This is a genomic window from Acidocella sp. (assembly GCF_035535915.1).
Classification (GTDB): domain Bacteria; phylum Pseudomonadota; class Alphaproteobacteria; order Acetobacterales; family Acetobacteraceae; genus Acidocella.
The window spans coordinates 1-16,502 of record NZ_DATLPB010000065.1 but is presented as its reverse complement, the minus strand read 5'-3'; the positions used below and the strand labels follow the sequence as shown (position 1 = coordinate 16,502).

General features: G+C 61.8%; 12 protein-coding genes and 1 pseudogene. 4 read left to right on the top strand and 9 right to left on the bottom strand.

Translation table 11 applies throughout. The features are described from left to right. Together VNC39_RS07950 and argC are read left to right on the top strand one after the other, a co-directional pair. A pseudogene (locus tag VNC39_RS07950) lies at positions 1-423 on the top strand (N-acetyl-gamma-glutamyl-phosphate reductase); the annotation flags it as partial. Between the two features lie 25 nt (positions 424-448). Then, positions 449-1,426, top strand: a complete 978-nt coding sequence (gene argC / locus VNC39_RS07945) for an N-acetyl-gamma-glutamyl-phosphate reductase (RefSeq protein ID WP_325397919.1) — start codon at positions 449-451, stop codon at positions 1,424-1,426. A 271-nt stretch (positions 1,427-1,697) separates the two neighbouring features. Here the strand turns inward: argC and VNC39_RS07940 are convergent, their stop codons facing one another. Together VNC39_RS07940 and VNC39_RS07935 are read right to left on the bottom strand one after the other, a co-directional pair. Further along, on the bottom strand, positions 1,698-3,044 hold the full coding sequence (locus tag VNC39_RS07940; protein WP_325397917.1) for a PLP-dependent aminotransferase family protein: 1,347 nt from the start codon (positions 3,042-3,044) through the stop codon (positions 1,698-1,700). Between the two features lie 89 nt (positions 3,045-3,133). Further along, complete coding sequence (locus VNC39_RS07935) at positions 3,134-4,378, bottom strand: aspartate aminotransferase family protein (RefSeq protein WP_325397915.1); 1,245 nt, start codon at positions 4,376-4,378, stop codon at positions 3,134-3,136. Positions 4,379-4,906: 528 nt separating this feature from the next. On the opposite strand from VNC39_RS07935, the gene dapA reads away from it, so the two are divergent. After that, entirely contained in the window at positions 4,907-5,863 is a 957-nt protein-coding gene (gene dapA, locus VNC39_RS07930) for a 4-hydroxy-tetrahydrodipicolinate synthase (protein ID WP_325397913.1), read from the top strand. Then, positions 5,860-7,083 (top strand): MFS transporter, encoded by a 1,224-nt coding sequence (locus VNC39_RS07925; protein ID WP_325397911.1) that lies wholly within the window; start codon positions 5,860-5,862, stop codon positions 7,081-7,083. The genes dapA and VNC39_RS07925 overlap by 4 nt, the downstream gene beginning before the upstream one ends. 201 nt (positions 7,084-7,284) lie before the next feature. Here the strand turns inward: VNC39_RS07925 and VNC39_RS07920 are convergent, their stop codons facing one another. The 7 genes from VNC39_RS07920 to VNC39_RS07890 form a co-directional block, all read right to left on the bottom strand. Then, positions 7,285-8,370, bottom strand: coding sequence for an acyl-CoA dehydrogenase family protein (locus VNC39_RS07920; protein ID WP_325397909.1), 1,086 nt, complete (start codon positions 8,368-8,370; stop codon positions 7,285-7,287). Next, positions 8,367-8,939, bottom strand: a complete 573-nt coding sequence (locus VNC39_RS07915) for a carboxymuconolactone decarboxylase family protein (RefSeq protein WP_325397907.1) — start codon at positions 8,937-8,939, stop codon at positions 8,367-8,369. The genes VNC39_RS07920 and VNC39_RS07915 overlap by 4 nt, the downstream gene beginning before the upstream one ends. A gap of 24 nt (positions 8,940-8,963) precedes the next feature. Further along, a complete protein-coding gene (gene hemA / locus VNC39_RS07910; protein ID WP_325397905.1) occupies positions 8,964-10,187 on the bottom strand; it encodes a 5-aminolevulinate synthase in 1,224 nt (407 codons plus the stop codon). A 405-nt stretch (positions 10,188-10,592) separates the two neighbouring features. After that, on the bottom strand, positions 10,593-11,015 hold the full coding sequence (locus VNC39_RS07905; protein WP_325397903.1) for a plasmid mobilization protein: 423 nt from the start codon (positions 11,013-11,015) through the stop codon (positions 10,593-10,595). A 168-nt stretch (positions 11,016-11,183) separates the two neighbouring features. Then, positions 11,184-12,227: a cytochrome d ubiquinol oxidase subunit II gene (locus VNC39_RS07900; protein ID WP_325397901.1), complete on the bottom strand. Its 1,044-nt coding sequence runs from the start codon at positions 12,225-12,227 to the stop codon at positions 11,184-11,186. Positions 12,228-12,283: 56 nt separating this feature from the next. Further along, a complete protein-coding gene (locus VNC39_RS07895) occupies positions 12,284-13,753 on the bottom strand; it encodes a cytochrome ubiquinol oxidase subunit I (RefSeq protein WP_325397899.1) in 1,470 nt (489 codons plus the stop codon). Positions 13,754-13,818: 65 nt separating this feature from the next. Further along, entirely contained in the window at positions 13,819-16,092 is a 2,274-nt protein-coding gene (locus VNC39_RS07890) for an FdhF/YdeP family oxidoreductase (protein WP_325397897.1), read from the bottom strand. Between the last annotated feature and the right edge of the window lie 410 nt (positions 16,093-16,502).

Below are 16,502 nucleotides of genomic sequence, written 5' to 3'. Positions count from 1 at the left end.
CACGTGCCGGAGATGAAGAAGTACTCGCACCTCAAGCACGCGCCGCTGTTCGTGCCGTCGGTCGGCCACTATGCCCAGGGCATGCTGGTCATGGTACCGGTCACGCGCGACATCGTGACGAAGCACGTCAAGGCTGCCGACGTGCACAAGGTGCTGGCCGACCACTACGAGGGCGAGACCTTCGTCACCGTGCGGCCGCTCGCCGACCGCAAGTGGCTGGAGCGCGACCGCTTCCTGCGGGCCGACCGGCTGATCGACACCAACTCGATGGAGCTCGCCGTCTACGGCAACGACGCTGAGGAGAACATCCTGGTGGTGGCCTCGCTCGACAACCTCGGCAAGGGCGCCTCGGGCGCCGCCGTCCAGGTGATCAATCTCAAGACCGGCGTCGACGAGACGACGGGGCTCGCGGTCGCGGCGTAGGCGACTAGAGCAGTAGGACATCACCATGAGCATTCGCGCCGGCATTGTCGGGATCAGCGGTTTTGGCGGCGGCGAGGCGATGCGTCTGGTCGCGAGCCACCCGTCATTCGAGCTGATCTACGCCGCGGGCGAGGGCAGCGCCGGCAGCCGGTTGGTGGACCGCTTCCCCGGCGTGCCGGCCAAGCTGGCCGATCTGGTGATCGAGAAGTGGGACCCTGTGACCCTGCCGAAGCTCGACGTGCTGTTCGCGTCGCTGCCCACGGGCGCCTCGGCCGAGGCGCTGGCGCGCGTCTCCAGGGACGTGAAGATCGTCGACATTGGCGGCGACCACCGCTACGTCGAGGGTTGGGCGTACGGTCTGGCCGACGTCTGGCCAGCCGAGATCGAGGGTCAGATCCGCGTTGCCAATCCCGGCTGCTACCCCGCGGCGACGCTGACCGCGCTGGCGCCGCTGCTGGTCGACAAGCTGATCGAGCCCGGCAACATCGTGATCGACGTCAAGACCGGCATCTCCGGTGCCGGCCGGGGCGGCGCCGACAGCAAGTTCGGCTACGCCGAGAGCAACGAGAACTTGCAGCCCTACGGTCTGCTCAAGCACGCCCACATGCCCGAGATTGCCAAGACGATCGAGCGGCTGAGTGGTGGCAGCGCTGCCGGGCTGGTGTTCACACCACACTTGGTGCCGATGACTCGCGGCTTACTCGCCACCATTTACTGCCGCGGCCGCGCCACCACGGGCCAGTGTTTGGACGCGGCCCGGCGCTTTTACGCCGGGCGGGCATTCGTCCGCGTGACCGACAAGCCGCCGCAGACCAAATGGGCCACCGGCTCGAACCTCGCGTTCGTCAGTTATGCGGCCGATCCAGAGCGCAGCTTGGTGATCGCGATGGGCGTGGTCGACAATCTCGGCAAGGGAGCGGCCGGTCAGGCGGTGCAGAATGCGAACCTGATCTGCGGCCTGCCAGAAACCGCGGGACTGGACGGCGCATCAGTTTGGCCATGAGATCTTTTGCGAGTCCGTGTTGTCCGTCGTTCATCGGCTTATTCACCGTCGTCATCGCGCCGCGACGGTTCAGCGATGGCACGGACGGCCCCTGCCCTTCATCTTCTTCAGCGCTGCGAAAGGGCGTTACGCCCTGCGGAACCGAGCCTTGTTTCTTCTCTCGATCAAAGCGCACCCGATTTGACCGCCGGTATTCTTTTAGAGCGCGAACAACGGGTCGCACTCGTCAGCGCAGGTGCGCGCGCATTTCAGTCTTCATTAAGGCTGAGAGCTACACGACAGCTTTCGTACCGAGCGATGGTTGGAGAATAAGGTTGGCGAGCTGCGAAAGGCCATCCTCTAGAGCGCCCAGATCAGGCGCCACGCCGATCGATATCCTGACGGCTTCGATCGGATGGGGTGTCACCGCAAAAGCCGCGCTCGGAACAATCGACACGCCAATCCGATCGGCATGCTCCGCGAAGTCCGTGGCACGCCAATGTTCCGGTAAACGTACCCAAAGGTGATGGCCATTGGGATCGGCCGAAACGGCAACCTTACCCAGGATCGAGGCGGCGAGTTTTTGCCGCATGCCATTCTCAAGACTAATGGCTTTCGCGACCTCCGCCATGGTGCCGTCAGTGATCCAGCGAGTGGCAAGCGCCGACATAAGTGGCGGCGCCATCAGAATCGTCGCGCGCAGCAGCGCCCCCAGCCGTATTGCTTTGCCGGCGCTGGGCGCGACCACATACGCAACGCGCAAAGCGGGCGTTGCGCATTTGGAGAGGGTCGCAATGTGCCACGTGGCGTCTCGCGCCAATTCTGCGATCGTCGTAATCCGCTCTGGCCGCAGCGGCGCATAGGGGTCGTCCTCGATGATGGCGACATCATGCTTTTGGGCAAGCAACGCCAGAGCACGGCGACGATTCTCCGGTAAGGTCGCTGTCGTCGGGTTGTCGATCGTGGGTATCAGGTACAGGGCCTTAGGCGCCTTCTCTCGACACGCCCTTTCGAAAGCATCGGGAACGATGCCATGCTCATCCATTGCCAGGGGCTCGAGAACGAGGCCTTTGTGCATGGCAACGGCTTTAAGCCCGGGATAGGTCATGGCCCCCGCAGCGATGACATCCCCGCGATCGAGCAAGAGCTCGCAGACGGCGAAGAGCGCGCTCTGGGCGCCCGCCGTCACAACGATGCGATCGGCAGAAAGGCCCTCGATCCGCGGCGCCAGCCAACCGGCCGCAGCATGCCGGTCAGGCTCCGCGCCGTTGCTCTCCTGGTAATGAAGGCTCGCCTGCCCCCGCGGGTTGCCAAGGATCCCGGCAATCCCCTGTGGAATCATCTTTCGAAGATCCATCCCCGCCGGCTGCGGCGGAATGTTCATGCTGAGATCGATCCGCGGCCAAGTCGGCTCGGTCGGCCCGCTTCCATCGAGCTTCTCGCTGATGAATGTACCGCGCCCCGCTTGGGCTTCCACGAGGCCGCGTCGACGCGCCTCGTTGAAAGCCCGCGTCACGGTCGTCAGGTCGACATCGAGCGCCTCCGCAATAACCCGTTGCGGCGGCAAGCGCTCGCCGCGAGCCACGCGCCCTGACCTGACGTCCGTCTCGAGCGCTTCGACAATGCCGAGATATTTCATGCGAGCGCCCTCGACCAGCCTAGGCTGCCACATATACGGCCCTCTTTATAACATGCATTATTGGCATACAACTCTTGTACCATGTATGGCTAAAACAGGAAAGTCCGGACGTAACTCGATGCCCCATGGCCCGGTATTGTTGACAACAGAGCCTGCGCGATCCGACGGAGCCTTTCCAAGCCAAATGCGATGTCTTCATCCGATACAATGAGAGGAGGTAGAATTCGAAGCACGTTGTCTCCCGCGGCGACCGTGAGCAATCCATGCCCCAGCGCGGCGCTGACCGCCGTCTCCACCGCAGACGCGCACTTCACGCCGAGTAAAAGCCCATCGCCGCGGACCTCTGTAAAGGCGCCGGGATAATCCGCAACGAGCGCCTCAAGGCCTGTCCGCAGAAGATCGCTTTTGCGCCGAACTTCGCCCAAAAAGTGCTCGTCCGAAATGACCTCGATCACCTTTTGCGCGACTGCCATCGAGAGGGGATTCCCCCCAAAGGTGCTGCCATGAGTCCCCTGCGTCATGCCGGCCGCCGCCTTCTCGGTCGCAAGACACGCGGCAACCGGAATGCCGTTTCCCAACCCCTTGGCAGCCGCAAGGATATCAGGCGCTGCCCCGGCGCCCTGGTATGCGAAGAGTCTGCCGGTTCGGCCAACCCCTGTCTGGACTTCATCGAGAATCAGAAGAACGCCCTGGCGGTCGCAGATATGACGAACCGCTTTGAGTTCGTCTATGCTCATCATGCGAACACCGCTTTCTCCTTGAATGGGTTCAAGCAGCACTGCCGCCGTTTCGGCGGTGCAAGCCGCAGCAAGCGCGTTGAGGTCGCCGAACGGCACAATGTCGAAGCCAGCCATCGGCGGCCCGAAGCCTTCGAGATATTTTTTGCGGCCGCCTGCCGCGATGGTGGCTAAGGTGCGCCCATGGAATCCACCCTCGAACGTCACGATCCGATAGCGCTCGGTTGCCCCCGCGACGAAATGGTACCGACGGGCCGTTTTAATCGCCGTCTCGATCGCCTCCGCTCCGGAATTGTTGAAGAACACACGGTCAGCAAAGGTCTTCTCGCACAGTAGCCGGGCGAGTTCTTCTTGTTGGGGGATGCGTACCGCATTCGATACATGCCAGAGCATCTGCGCTTGGCTCGCCAATATGTTCATCAGTTCCGGGTGGGAATGTCCCAGCCCCGTGACCGCAATGCCGGTGGCAAAGTCAAGATAGCGCCGACCGTCGGCACCAAATAGCCACGCCCCTTCGCCGCGCGTGAAGCTGATATCGGCGCGCGAGAAGCAGGGAAAGAGATGGTCCTCGCCATCATTGAAAATCGCGTTAGACACGCGCGTATCTCCTATCTGAGGTCGTAATAACACCAGCGCAGTTAACCGCGGGACAATGAAAGCCCGAAGGTATTGATGACGGCGCGCTTCGGGAGAGCACCTTCATACATTTTCGTACCCTGATCGGCCTCGCCCGCTGGACAAAGACGTGACAGCAAAATAAGTATGGCTATAACGCATACAGTATACTTCAGAATGAATCTAGAGCGAACCGTGAAGATCGGCCGACCGCGGTGTCGGCGTGATCAAAAGCAGCATTCCTGGCGTAGCTGGAAACGCCGATTGGGGCTGTGGCGACGATTGTATGGGCGCTACAAAGAAATGCCATACATTATAGAAGAAGCGGCAATCTCGTTCTGTGGCTGGCCCCAAAACCGGGCAGTATCCCGGCTCGGGCGGCCCTCTCCAGCCCCACGCAAACGACGGCGTTGCATTACCTGCGCTGCCCAGCGGCGAACTTCACGACCGGCTAACGATAACGCGCCATAGATCTTCTGCTCCTCCCGAAACATCGCTTGGATATCTCCAATGACACAGACCAAAGATCACACGGATGCCCCCGGAAAGTTGCTTCCCACGGGCAGCATTCCCGCACTCATCACCCCCATGCGCGAAGATGGTCACATCGACTGGGCGTGCTATCGAAAGCTCATCGACTGGCATGCAGCATCCGGCACCAGCGCCATTGTCGTGATGGGTTCGACTGGCGAGGCCGCCACCGTTTCCATGGACGAGCACCGCGAGCTCATCAGCGTAGCCGTCGAGCATGCTCACGGTAAAATGCCGATCATAGCCGGCGCCGGCGCAAATTCCACCAGCGAAGCGATCGAATTGGCGCGGTTCGCACAGAAGGCCGGGGCCATCGCCGCCCTATCCGTTGTCCCCTACTACAACAAGCCGACGCAAGAGGGGCTCTTCGTCCATTTCAAGGCCATCGCTGAGGCCGTCGACATTCCCCTCATCCTTTACAATGTGCCCGGACGGACGATTGTGGACCTCGCCAACGAGACGGTCCTGCGCCTGGCGCAAATACCCAATGTGGTCGGCCTGAAGGACGCCACGGGCGACATTGCGCGTGGCATCTCGCTGATGCGGTCACTGCCAGAAGGGTTCGCGCTCTACAGCGGTGATGATCCGACGGCTGCTTCCCTCATGCTGCTGGGGGCCTGCGGCAACATCTCCGTCACGGCGAATGTCATTCCAGCAACCATGGCCAGGCTTTGCGCGGCCGCTCGTGCCGGCGATGCCAAGACAGTCCGGGACATCAGTCTGCGGATCGCGCCGCTCCACAGCGCCATGTTCGTCGAGTCGAATCCCATTCCGGTCAAATGGGCGCTCGCGCAATTGGATATGGCCCTGCCCATCTACCGCCCGCCCCTGACCCCCCTCAGTCCGGTCCACCACGCACAGGTTCGGTCGGCCCTCCGGCTTGCTCTTGATGGCGACTTTAGCCTTCCTTCACATGAAGAGGACCGCCGGTCATGACCGGAATGATTCAATCCGCGCCCGACGCCGGCATCGTGCGTCAGCGAGAGCGCCTGCTTCGCGTCCTCGCGCTCGCAACATTCATTATCTTTTTTCAGGGCTATATGATGGCTCCCATCATCCCCCTGCTTGCCAACGCGTTGCGGTCACCAGAGCAGGTCACCGGGCTGGTCGTTCCCGCGTATTTAATCCCTTACGGCATCTCAACCTTGGTCTACGGGCTCATTGCCGACCGGATCGGCATACATCGCGTGATGTTGGCATCGTTGGTGGCGTTTTCTGTCCTCACACTCCTGACCGTTACGGCCCGGGATGTCGAGCAGCTCATGCTGTTCCGGATCGCGACGGGAATCGGGGCGAGTGGGGTTGTCCCGCTGGCATTGGCGATTGTGGGCAGGTTATATCCCTATGAACAGCGGGGCCGAGCGCTGGGTTGGTTGTTCGGTGCCATGGCTGGCGGCATGGCATTCGGGTCGCCACTTGGCGCTATGTTAGCGCCGTGGATCGGTTGGCGCGGGCTGTTCGTGGCGGTCGCCGCAGGGGCATTCGCCCTTGTGCCGCTTTTGTATCTGCGCTGCCGCTTTATCGCCGCGGCCGTGCCGCCGATGCCCAGTTCGCTGCGCGATGTGGCATCGGGCTACAAGGAGCTTTTGCGCAATTTTCGCGGCATCCGAACCTATGCGTATGTACTCGTGAACTCGATGTTCCATTCCGGTGTTTTCACGTGGCTGGGTTTTTTCCTTGAGCGCAAGCACGGGCTTGGTCCTGCAGCGGTGGGGGTAGCGCTTCTGGGCTATGGCGTGCCTGGCTTCCTTCTCGGCCCGTTCATTGGCCGCGTGGCCGACCGCTGGGGGCGCGCGCGCCTGATCCCCCTTGGTCTTCTGCTTGGAAGCGGTGCGGCAACCGCACTGGCCCTGGACCCGCCTGCCGCCCTCGCGCCCGTCGTCGCGATCGTCTTGTCGCTCGGCTATGACATGACACAGCCGCTATTTGGCGGAATTATCACCTCCCTCGGCGGGAAGCGCGCCGGCCAGGCAATGGGTCTGAACGTTTTCACGCTCTTCGTCGGCTTCGGACTGGGCAGTATCGGCTTCGGGGCTCTGCTTGGCTTCGGATTTGGTCCGGCATTTTTGGTGTTCGCAGGCATGGAGTTGCTTCTAGGCCTGTTGGCGTTCACCCTCTTTCGATCTGAATTGCCCGCGCGCTCGCGCAGCCGCTGACGCTGAGGCGCGCCCTGTCATGCTGATAACACCTGACAAGGCGCGCGACGATCCGACTGGCGGCGCGAAGACGATGCTGAACAAGCGCCCCGCTACCGGCGATCAGCGGGTGCCGGCATGAATGCTCAGGCTCCGGTGCAAGAACCAATCCGATCCGCGCAACGGGGCGACATCGCCGCTACGTGAAGCGGCCCGCGACCGTCAGGCCGGTTGCTCGGCGGCGAGTACTTCTTTCAGCTGCAGCACGCTCGGTGTCACGATCGGTATGAAGGCCGCTTCGCGCCAGCGGCGGCTGAAGTCAGCGCCGTGAGATCGCAGATAGGCCCGGCCTCCTGTCGCCTGAAGCTCCAGCCCCACGGCATGCCCGAGAATGTCGGCAAGTGCGATGCGTATCCGAAACAGCGCCGAAGGCCTGCCCTCAAACGCGCCTGTTCGCAAGCCATCCAGAAGCGCGCCTTCCTGCTCCGCCAACATGGCCCCGAGCGCGCCAAGCGGTGCCGCCAGGGCATTGCGCTCGCGCTTTGTCCCAAGGCATAGCCGGGCTTCGGCGAGCGCGCGCCGCACCAGGCCAATTGCCATGCCGCACTGCAGACCGAGAAATGCCGGCCGCACCATCGGCAGCCATGCGCCGGCATCAGGGTGGATGATCCGCTCCGCGCCGATCTTGGCATCAGACAGGGCGACGGCAGCCGTATTGCTCGCACGCAACGCCATAAGGTCGAGATCCGCCGAACGAAGAAGACCGGGATCCTCATGTGACAGCGAGACGACGAGCGCCCCTTCTCCATTCTCGCGGGCCGCCGCTACGGCAACATGAAAGCCTTGCGGGCGCAGATTGGTCACCCAGGGCAGCTTGCCATCGAGCGTGAGGCGATCGCCTTGCGTGCGGGCGCAGACTTGCAGTTCAGCAAGACCGGACAGGAATTTCATCGCATTGGAGAGGCCGGTAGCGCCGGCCATGCGGCCCGCCAACAGATCCGGCAGCAACCGCTCGCGCAACGCCGCATTCGGGCTCTGGAGCAGATATTCGATGTAAGTGCGATGGCCCCAGAGCACGAAACCGGCGGCCAGCGAGCGTTCGGAAACCGCGGCGATCGCCTTGACCCCATCTGTTACGTCACCGCCGACGCCGCCCAGTGCTTCCGCCACCCCAACGCCCGGCAGGCTGGCGGCGGCGAGGCGCGGCAAGAGCTCCGCGGCCAAATCGGCCTCGCTGTCGAGGTTGACGGCGTGCGCTTCCAGCCAGGCAAAGAGCGCGGCCGTGCCCGGGATCGCCATCACGCTCATTCAGCCGCAACCGCGCTCACGCCATCCCAACGATAGGGTTCCAACTGCGCATTGAGTGGCGGACCGGCAAGATTGTTGGCGAAATTGCACAGGGTCGCAAGGCTGACGCCGAGCACCACCTCGAGCGCGGCCTGATCGCCGAGACCGGTGGCCTTGAACGCCGCTAGTTCGGCCTCGTTGACCTGACCACGCGTGGCAATCACCGCCTTGGTGAAGCGCGCGACAGCCTCCAGCCGCGCATCCGGCACATGGCCGAGATGGCGCAGCGCTTCGACCGTCGCCTCATCCAGTCCCGCCTGTTTGTAGGCAATGGCCGAATGGCCGGCGACGCAGAAGCCGCAGCCATGGGTGGCGGCGGCGGTGATCTGCACTGCCTCACGTTCGGCAAGGGACAGCGACGCGCGCGCATTGATCCCCGAGACGGTCAGATAGGTTTCCAGCGCGACCGGCGCGTTGGCAAGCACGCGCAGCAAATTCGGCAAAAAGCCATTGCGTTTCTCGGCCGCCTCAAGGAGCGGCCTTGCGGCCTGCGCGGCATCATCAATCGTTCGCAGGGGAAGTCGGCTCATCATCATTCCTCTATAGGCTGAGTCCTAGGAGGCTCGGCTCATGGGGCCCCAGCCGATCTTCCGCCCCACGGTCAGCAACGCGTCGACCAGAGCCCGCATATGCTGCTCGCTGTGGAACGGTGTCGGCGTAATGCGGAGCCGCTCCTGGCCGCGCGCAACGGTCGGGTAATTGATCGGCTGGACATAAATGTCGTGCTCAGTGAGCAGCAGCTCGCTCAGTCTGCGGCACCGATGCGCATCACCCACGATCACCGGAAGAATATGGCTTGGCGCATCGAGCACCGGCAGGCCGGCACTCATGAGCATCGCCTTCAACTTCCGCGCATTTTCAGCGTGCTGCGCGCGCTCTTCGGGGTTAACCCTGACATGCTGAATCGCCGCGAGCGCTCCTGCGGCCAAATGCGGGCACAGCGATGTCGTGAAAATGAAGCTGTCAGAGAGGCTGCGGATCACGTCGATCAGGAGCGCCGGGCCGGCGACATAGCCGCCGATCACGCCAAACGCCTTGGCAAGCGTGCCCTGGATGAGCGTGAGACGATGCGCAACGCCGTCGCGCTCGGCGATGCCTCCCCCGCCCGCGCCATACAGACCGACCGCGTGGACTTCGTCGAGATAGGTGATGGCGCCATGCTTTTCGGCGACGTCGCAGATGGCGGCAATGGGCGCGATATCGCCATCCATGCTGTAGACGCTCTCGAACGCGACGATCTTTGGCCGCTGGGGATCGATCTGGCTCATCAGCTCGTCCAGATGCGCGACATCGTTATGCCGGAAGATAAACCGCTCCGCGCCCGAGCGGCGCATGCCTTCGATCATCGAATTGTGATTCAGCGCGTCAGAAAAGATGGCGCAGTCCGGCATGAGCCGCCCCAACGTGCCAAGTGCCGCGAGGTTAGAAATCCAGCCCGACGTGAAGATCAGCGCCGCTTCCTTCCCGTGCAGATCGGCAAGTTCCGTCTCAAGGGCCACGTGCTGCCGATTTGTGCCGGAGATGTTGCGCGTTCCGCCGGTGCCGGAGCCGGAAAGGTCAATCGCCTTATGCATGGCCGCCAGAACCTCAGGGTGCTGCCCCATCCCAAGATAGTCGTTGCTGCACCAAACCGTGATACGCTGTGTCGTGCCGTCAGGGCGATGCCAGAGAGCTGAGGGAAATGCGCCCGCCAGACGTTCCAATTCGATGAACGTGCGATAGCGACCGTCCAGCTTCATGTCGGAGATGAGAGTCTGAAACTTGGTCGTGAAATCCACTTGTTACTCCATCGTATACGATCACAGGATCGCCTGATCCTGGCTTGAACGCGCCCGCAGGGGGCGTCGGCTGATGCCTCAATCACCACCGCGCCGGACGGGTTGGCCGCCTGTCGTCGACGCCACCGTTGCGGGCAATGTCGGCCGCTTGGTTCCGAAATCAGTTTCCCTCACGGGGTTCTTCACGCCTCCTTTAGGCGTCAGCCTGCTCGCGCAGCCGCGGGGCGACAAAAGTATGGCTATAACAAAGACAATGCGTAAATGATATATGGTTTATACCGAGTAAAATCAAGATTGTGTATGCATACATATTCCGGAAATTTGACCATACAATTTTATGGAATGAGGTGTCATGGAGACAGCAACGGTCGACGAGCTGGATGGCTTGCGAAAAATTTCTGTTGTCTAAGTCTGCATTTCCATCGCCTTGTCAGCGATCTGCGCACGCGTCTCCATGATCTGTAGGAAGAGCTGCTGCACATCGATGACGGACACCCCGCGGCCCGGCTGCTCGTCCAGCCAGAATTTCAACAACTCGCTTAGGCGCAGGAGGTCGCCGCTAACCTTCAACAGGCCGTTGACTTGCTCCGCATCGAGGATTGGCCGCGGCTCATAGCCGAGCCCGAGTGTGCGCAGATAGGCCGATGCGGACAGGCCCTTGGCAGCCGCATTGCTTTCGATCTTCGCGCGCTCTTCCTGACTCATCAAAACGGCAAAAGGCTTTCGGTGAACGCGCTTCATCCGCTCCTCCGGCGTCATGAAGATGCGCAGGGGGTCTTTGCCACGCCGACGGGTCTCTGCGGCGTTGGTGGCTTGATCTTTCATCATGGAGTCAGACTTTCTTTGGACAAAGAAATGAATGTTCTTGGTACGGCCGAACAGTCCGAAGACATGACCACCGCGCTGACACCCTTATGTAGTGGCACGGCGATGCCGCGCGTCAGGCGCCGGTGGAACAGCACCAGGGGCCAAGCCCCTGGTGCTGGCATGCGCGCCTTAGCGATGGGCCGCCAGCGCGGTAATGCGCCCGCGGAAAACCCAGAGCTGGTAAGCGTTATATGTCAACATCACCGGGATGAAGGGGCCCATCGCCAGGGTGAACTCGAAGAGTGTGACGGACGGGCTTGCGCCCGAATAAATCGTCCAGGTGCCGGGCACCATCCAGGGGTAGATGGTCGCCATGAACGAGATGGACATGATCGCCAGCGCCACCGTGAACCAGACCAACGCTTTCAGATCCTGGTCACGGTTGGCGGCAGTGCGCATCTTCACCGCCGCACCAATCACGGCAAGCAACGCAATGATCCACCCCCAGAAATTCGGTCCCAGCCATTTCTGCTGTGCCCACGGGAAAATCGTGGCGCTGAAGACGATCGTGATCGCCGCGGCCAATAGCGCAAGGTAAAACACCGCATGGCTCCACCGCGCGGCCTGGTGGCGAATTGGTTCGCCATGGTGGAACCGGGCGCGGACGAACAAGGTACCGCCAAGTGTCACCGCGATCACCGAAGCGATGCCGGTCCAGATGCTGAAGGGCGAGATGAAGCGCAGCGCGCCACCTGCATAAGTCGGCACGGTGCCGGCCTCATGCGTGAGCGGAAAACCCTTCATCACGGCGCCGAGCATCATGCCGCCAAAGAAAGCGACCACGAGGCTGGAAACCCCGAAGCCCAGATCCAGGAGCCGGTGCCAACGGGGGTTGGCCACATGCCGACATTCGAACGCCACGATCCGGAGGATCATCCCCCAGAGCGCGAGGGCCAGTGGCACCATGAGATAGCTGAAAGCTGAGCCGTAGACGAAGGGAAAGGTACTGAACAAAATGCCGCCGGCCACGACCAGCCAGGTTTCGTTAGCGTCCCACGTGCCCGCCATCGCCGCCATGATCGCGCCGCGCTCATCCGCGTTACGAACAAACAGCGAGAACACGCCGGCACCAAGGTCAGCGCCGTCCAACACGACATAGAGCACCACGCTCAGCGAGAAGGCCATCCACCAGGCGAAGATGATGATGCTTTGTATCTGCGTTAAACCGTCCATGATTGCAGTCCTGTGTCGGGCCGGCTGCGAGGCAACCGGCCCTGTGATGGTTGGATTTATTTGACCTTGGTGTAGGCGAAGGCGGCGCGCGGTTCCGCGTGACGCGCCGGGCCATAGGTGTAACCTGCCCGCGGCTCCGCGTGATCGTGCTCCGGCTCGCGACCATGCACGACCGGGCTTTCCATGTCCGGCCCCTGGCGGACGACTTTGGCAAAGAAGTACCAGGCGCACGCCCAGACCAGGACCTCGAACCCGAGATAGCCGATCATCCAGAAAATTTCTTCGCCGACGCTCATGCGGCTGGTGCCCTGTGCCGTCGTCATCATGCCGTAGACCAGCCAGGGCTGACGGCCGACTTCACGCGTCCACCAGCCGGTCCACACCGCGATATAGGGCAAGAAGCCGCACAGCACCGTGGCGCGCAGGAACCATTTGTGGCTGACGATGTTCTGCACCGTCATCTTCCCACGCAAGGCGAGCCAGAGGCCCCAGACGGCGAGCAGCATGAGCAGCGCACCGATACCGGCCATGATCCGGAACGCATAGAACGGCACCAGCATTGGCGGCCGCGCCTGCGGCGCAAAGGAATCCAGCCCCTCGACCTGGCCATTCCAGCTATGGGTCTCGAGCAGGCTCAGCACGTGAGGAATGGTGATCGCCCACGCCGTGCCGTCACCCTTGGCGTTGGGCCAGGCCACCACATGCCAGCCGGTATTGTTCGAGCCGTCCGGATTGAGGGTGTGGTAATGGCCTTCCAACGCCGCCAGCGCCGCCGGCTGGTCTTGGGCCACCACCCGTCCGAGACCGTCACCCAGCCAGACCTGCAGCGGCGCGATGACGACCAGCGCCAGAACCGACCATTTCAGCCCGCGCTGAAACAGCGCCACGTGGCGATTCTTCAGCAACTGCCAAGCAGAAATCGCCGCGACGAAGCATAAGGAGAGTTCGATCGCCGCCACTTCCATATGCGGAACGGCGAGGATCACATCTGGGTTGAAAATGGCGGCACCCCAGTTCACGACGTGAAAAAATCCATCTTTCAGCACCACGCCGGTGGGCGTCTGCATCCAGGAATTCGCCACCAGAATCCACCAGACCGAGAGCGTCGAGGCGACGGCAACGTTGGCGGTCGCGAACAGATGCATCTTCTTGCCGAGTTTACCCCAGCCAAACACCATCAGCCCGATGAAGCCGGCCTCGTACATGAAAGCCGTGATCGTCTCATAGGCAAGCACCTGTCCGAAGAACGGTCCGGTTGCCTGAGCAAAGGGGCCGTAGAGGATGCCGAACGCCATCTCCATGGTGATGCCGGTCGCCACACCGCCGCCGAAATTGATGATGAACAATTTCTCGAAGAAGCGGGTCAGGCGGTACCATTGCTCATCATTGGTACGAACCCAACGCCATTCGGAAATGAACAGCAGAATGGATAGCCCGACGGTTAAAGGCGGCCATAAGATATGCATGGACGTGATCCAGGCGAAATCCAGCCGCGACAGTAAAAGAGAAAGCCCAGTGTTCTGCATCAGAAGAACTCCAAAATTCCGGCAGCACCAGAATTATTCAGCAACTGCAAACTTTGGCGCGCCGCTTACGCGGCGCGCTTTGTGATCCTGACCGGCACGGATTTATACGAAGGCGTGCCGCTGTTTTCGTCATGATAGGAGAGCGGCACGAGGCAGTTCGCTTCCGGATAATAAGCCGCGACGGACCCACGAGCGATGTCGTACGCAATCACCGTGAAGCCTTCGAGCCGGTTGCTCCCATTGTTTGACAGGGCCGTCTCAATATCGACGACGTCGCCATGTTCGAGCTTGCGTTCCGCGAGGTCTTCCTTGCTCATGAACACGACATCGCGGCGCCCGAACACGCCGCGGTAGCGGTCGTTATTGCCGTAAATTGTCGTGTTGTACTGGTCATGGCTGCGGATCGTGGTGAGCCGGAGCGCGCCTTGACCGCCCCCATCCTCCTCGTTCAGCCCCTCATAAATGAGGAACTCGGCCTTGCCGGACGGCGTGTTCCAGATTCTCTGATTCGCCGGAAGCGACAGGCGGAATCCGCCGGGGCGACGAACACGCTGGTTATAGTCTTTGAAGTCCGGGAACACGATTTCGATCTTGTCGCGGATCCGGTCGTAATCGGCGATGAGATGCAGCCAGTCGACCTTGCTGTTCGGCAGGGTCGCGCGCGCAATATTCGCGATGATCGTTGGTTCGGACCGCAGATTCGCGGAGATCGGCGCCAATTTGCCACGCGAGGCATGCACCATCGACATGGAATCCTCCACCGTGATCGCCTGCGGTCCGGTCGCCTGAACATCATCCTCGGTGCGTCCAATGCACGGCAGGATGATGGTTTCCTTCGCCAGCAGCAGCGCCGAGCGATTCAGCTTGGTGAGGATCTGCACGTTGAGATCCAGCGACCGCAGGGCTCGCGCGCACGCTTCCGGGTCGGACATGGCCACGGCGAGGTTGCCGCCCAGGCAGATCAGCGCCTTGGACCGCCTCTCGGTCATGGCCTTGAACGCGGCCACAGCGTCGTGACCGTGCTGCCGCGGCGGTTTGAAACCAAAGGCCTGCTCGATGCCGTCCAGCAGCGCATCGTTGGGCTTTTCCCAGATGCCGACCGTGCGGTCGCCCTGCACGTTGGAATGGCCGCGCACCGGGCAGATGCCCGCGCCCGGCTTGCCCATATTGCCGCGCAGCAGCAGCAGATTGGCAATCTGCTGAACGGTTCCCGTGCCTCGCGCGTGTTGCGTGATGCCCATGCCGTAGGCGAGGATCGTCGCGTTCGATTTCGCATAGGCTGCTGCGACCGCTTCCATATCCGCACGGGCCAGGCCGCTGGCGCGTTCGATATCGCCCCATTCGGTCGCCTTCAGATCGGCGATCAGCGCCTCGATGCCGTTGGTGTGGGTGCGGATGAACTCATGGTCCAGCACCGTGCCACCGGCGGCCTCATCCATCCCCACCAGCGCTTTCATGATCCCTTTCAGCGCCGCGGCGTCGCCGCCGACCTTCACCTTGTAATAGGAGGAGGCGATGTTGGTGGACCCGAAGCGCGCCATTTCCACAGCGTTCTGCGGATCCGTGAAGCGCTCCAGCGCGCGTTCCTTCAGCGGGTTCAGGACAATGATCGGCACCTTGCGGCGGGCCACCTCGTGCAGCGTGCCCATCATGCGCGGATGGTTCGTGCCGGGGTTATGCCCCATGTCGATGATCAGTTCGCAATGGTCGAAATCGTCCAGCGATACCGTGCCTTTGCCCAGGCCGATCGATTTCGGCAGGCCGGCACTGGTGGCCTCGTGGCACATGTTCGAGCAGTCCGGGAAATTGTTCGTGCCGTATTCCCGGACGAAGATCTGATAGAGGAACGCCGCCTCGTTGGACGCGCGGCCGGAGGTATAGAACTCCGCCATGTTCGGGTCGGGCAGGTTGCGCAAGATCTCGCCGATGCGGGCGTAAGCCTGGTCCCAGCTGATCGGTTTGAACGTGTCGGTGGCGCGGTCGTAGGCGACCGGATCAGTCAACCGGCCCTCACCCTCCAACTGATAATCCGTCCACTCCAGCAGCGAGGTTACGGTATGGGCGGCAAAAAATTCCGGCGTCACCCGCTTCTTGGTGGCCTCCCAGGTCACCGCCTTGGCGCCGTTCTCACAGAATTGGAAGGTCGATGTATGCTCCTTGTCCGGCCACGCACAACCGGGGCAATCAAAACCGTTCGGCTTGTTCGTCTGCAGGAGAAGCTGCGGCGCTTCCGTGACTTCCATCTGTTCGCGCACCGCTTTTGCCGTGGCGCGCAACGCCCCCCAGCCGCCAGCCGGGCCGTCGTAGCGCTTAATTCCCGGGATATTACGTTGAGACATCAAAACAATCCTTCTCTCAAAACTCTTGAGATCTCATTGGCCGACCAAACGGTCGAAAACCCTGGCGCCCCTTCCCTCCGTCGCCTCTTCATCCGCGGGCACGGCCGCCAACAAAGCGGCCGCGCCCCGCAAGAGCCCACCGGGCCTTGCGCTTCGAACTCATGATTGGGCGCTTCAGACGGCGTGACGTGGTTCATCGGCAAACCTGCCCACTCGAAAATAGCCTTGGTTTATGGATGAACAGCATCACAGAAACATACATTAGCATATAATTGTATTTTTACATGCTATCAATTGCTAAATGTATGGATATGGCGTATGGATGGCAGCCATCCCGAAAACCGATGGGCCTCTTGTCCGGGCGCGATTCTTGCCCTGACATGCAAATCCATCTAAAAACCAGCAATTTG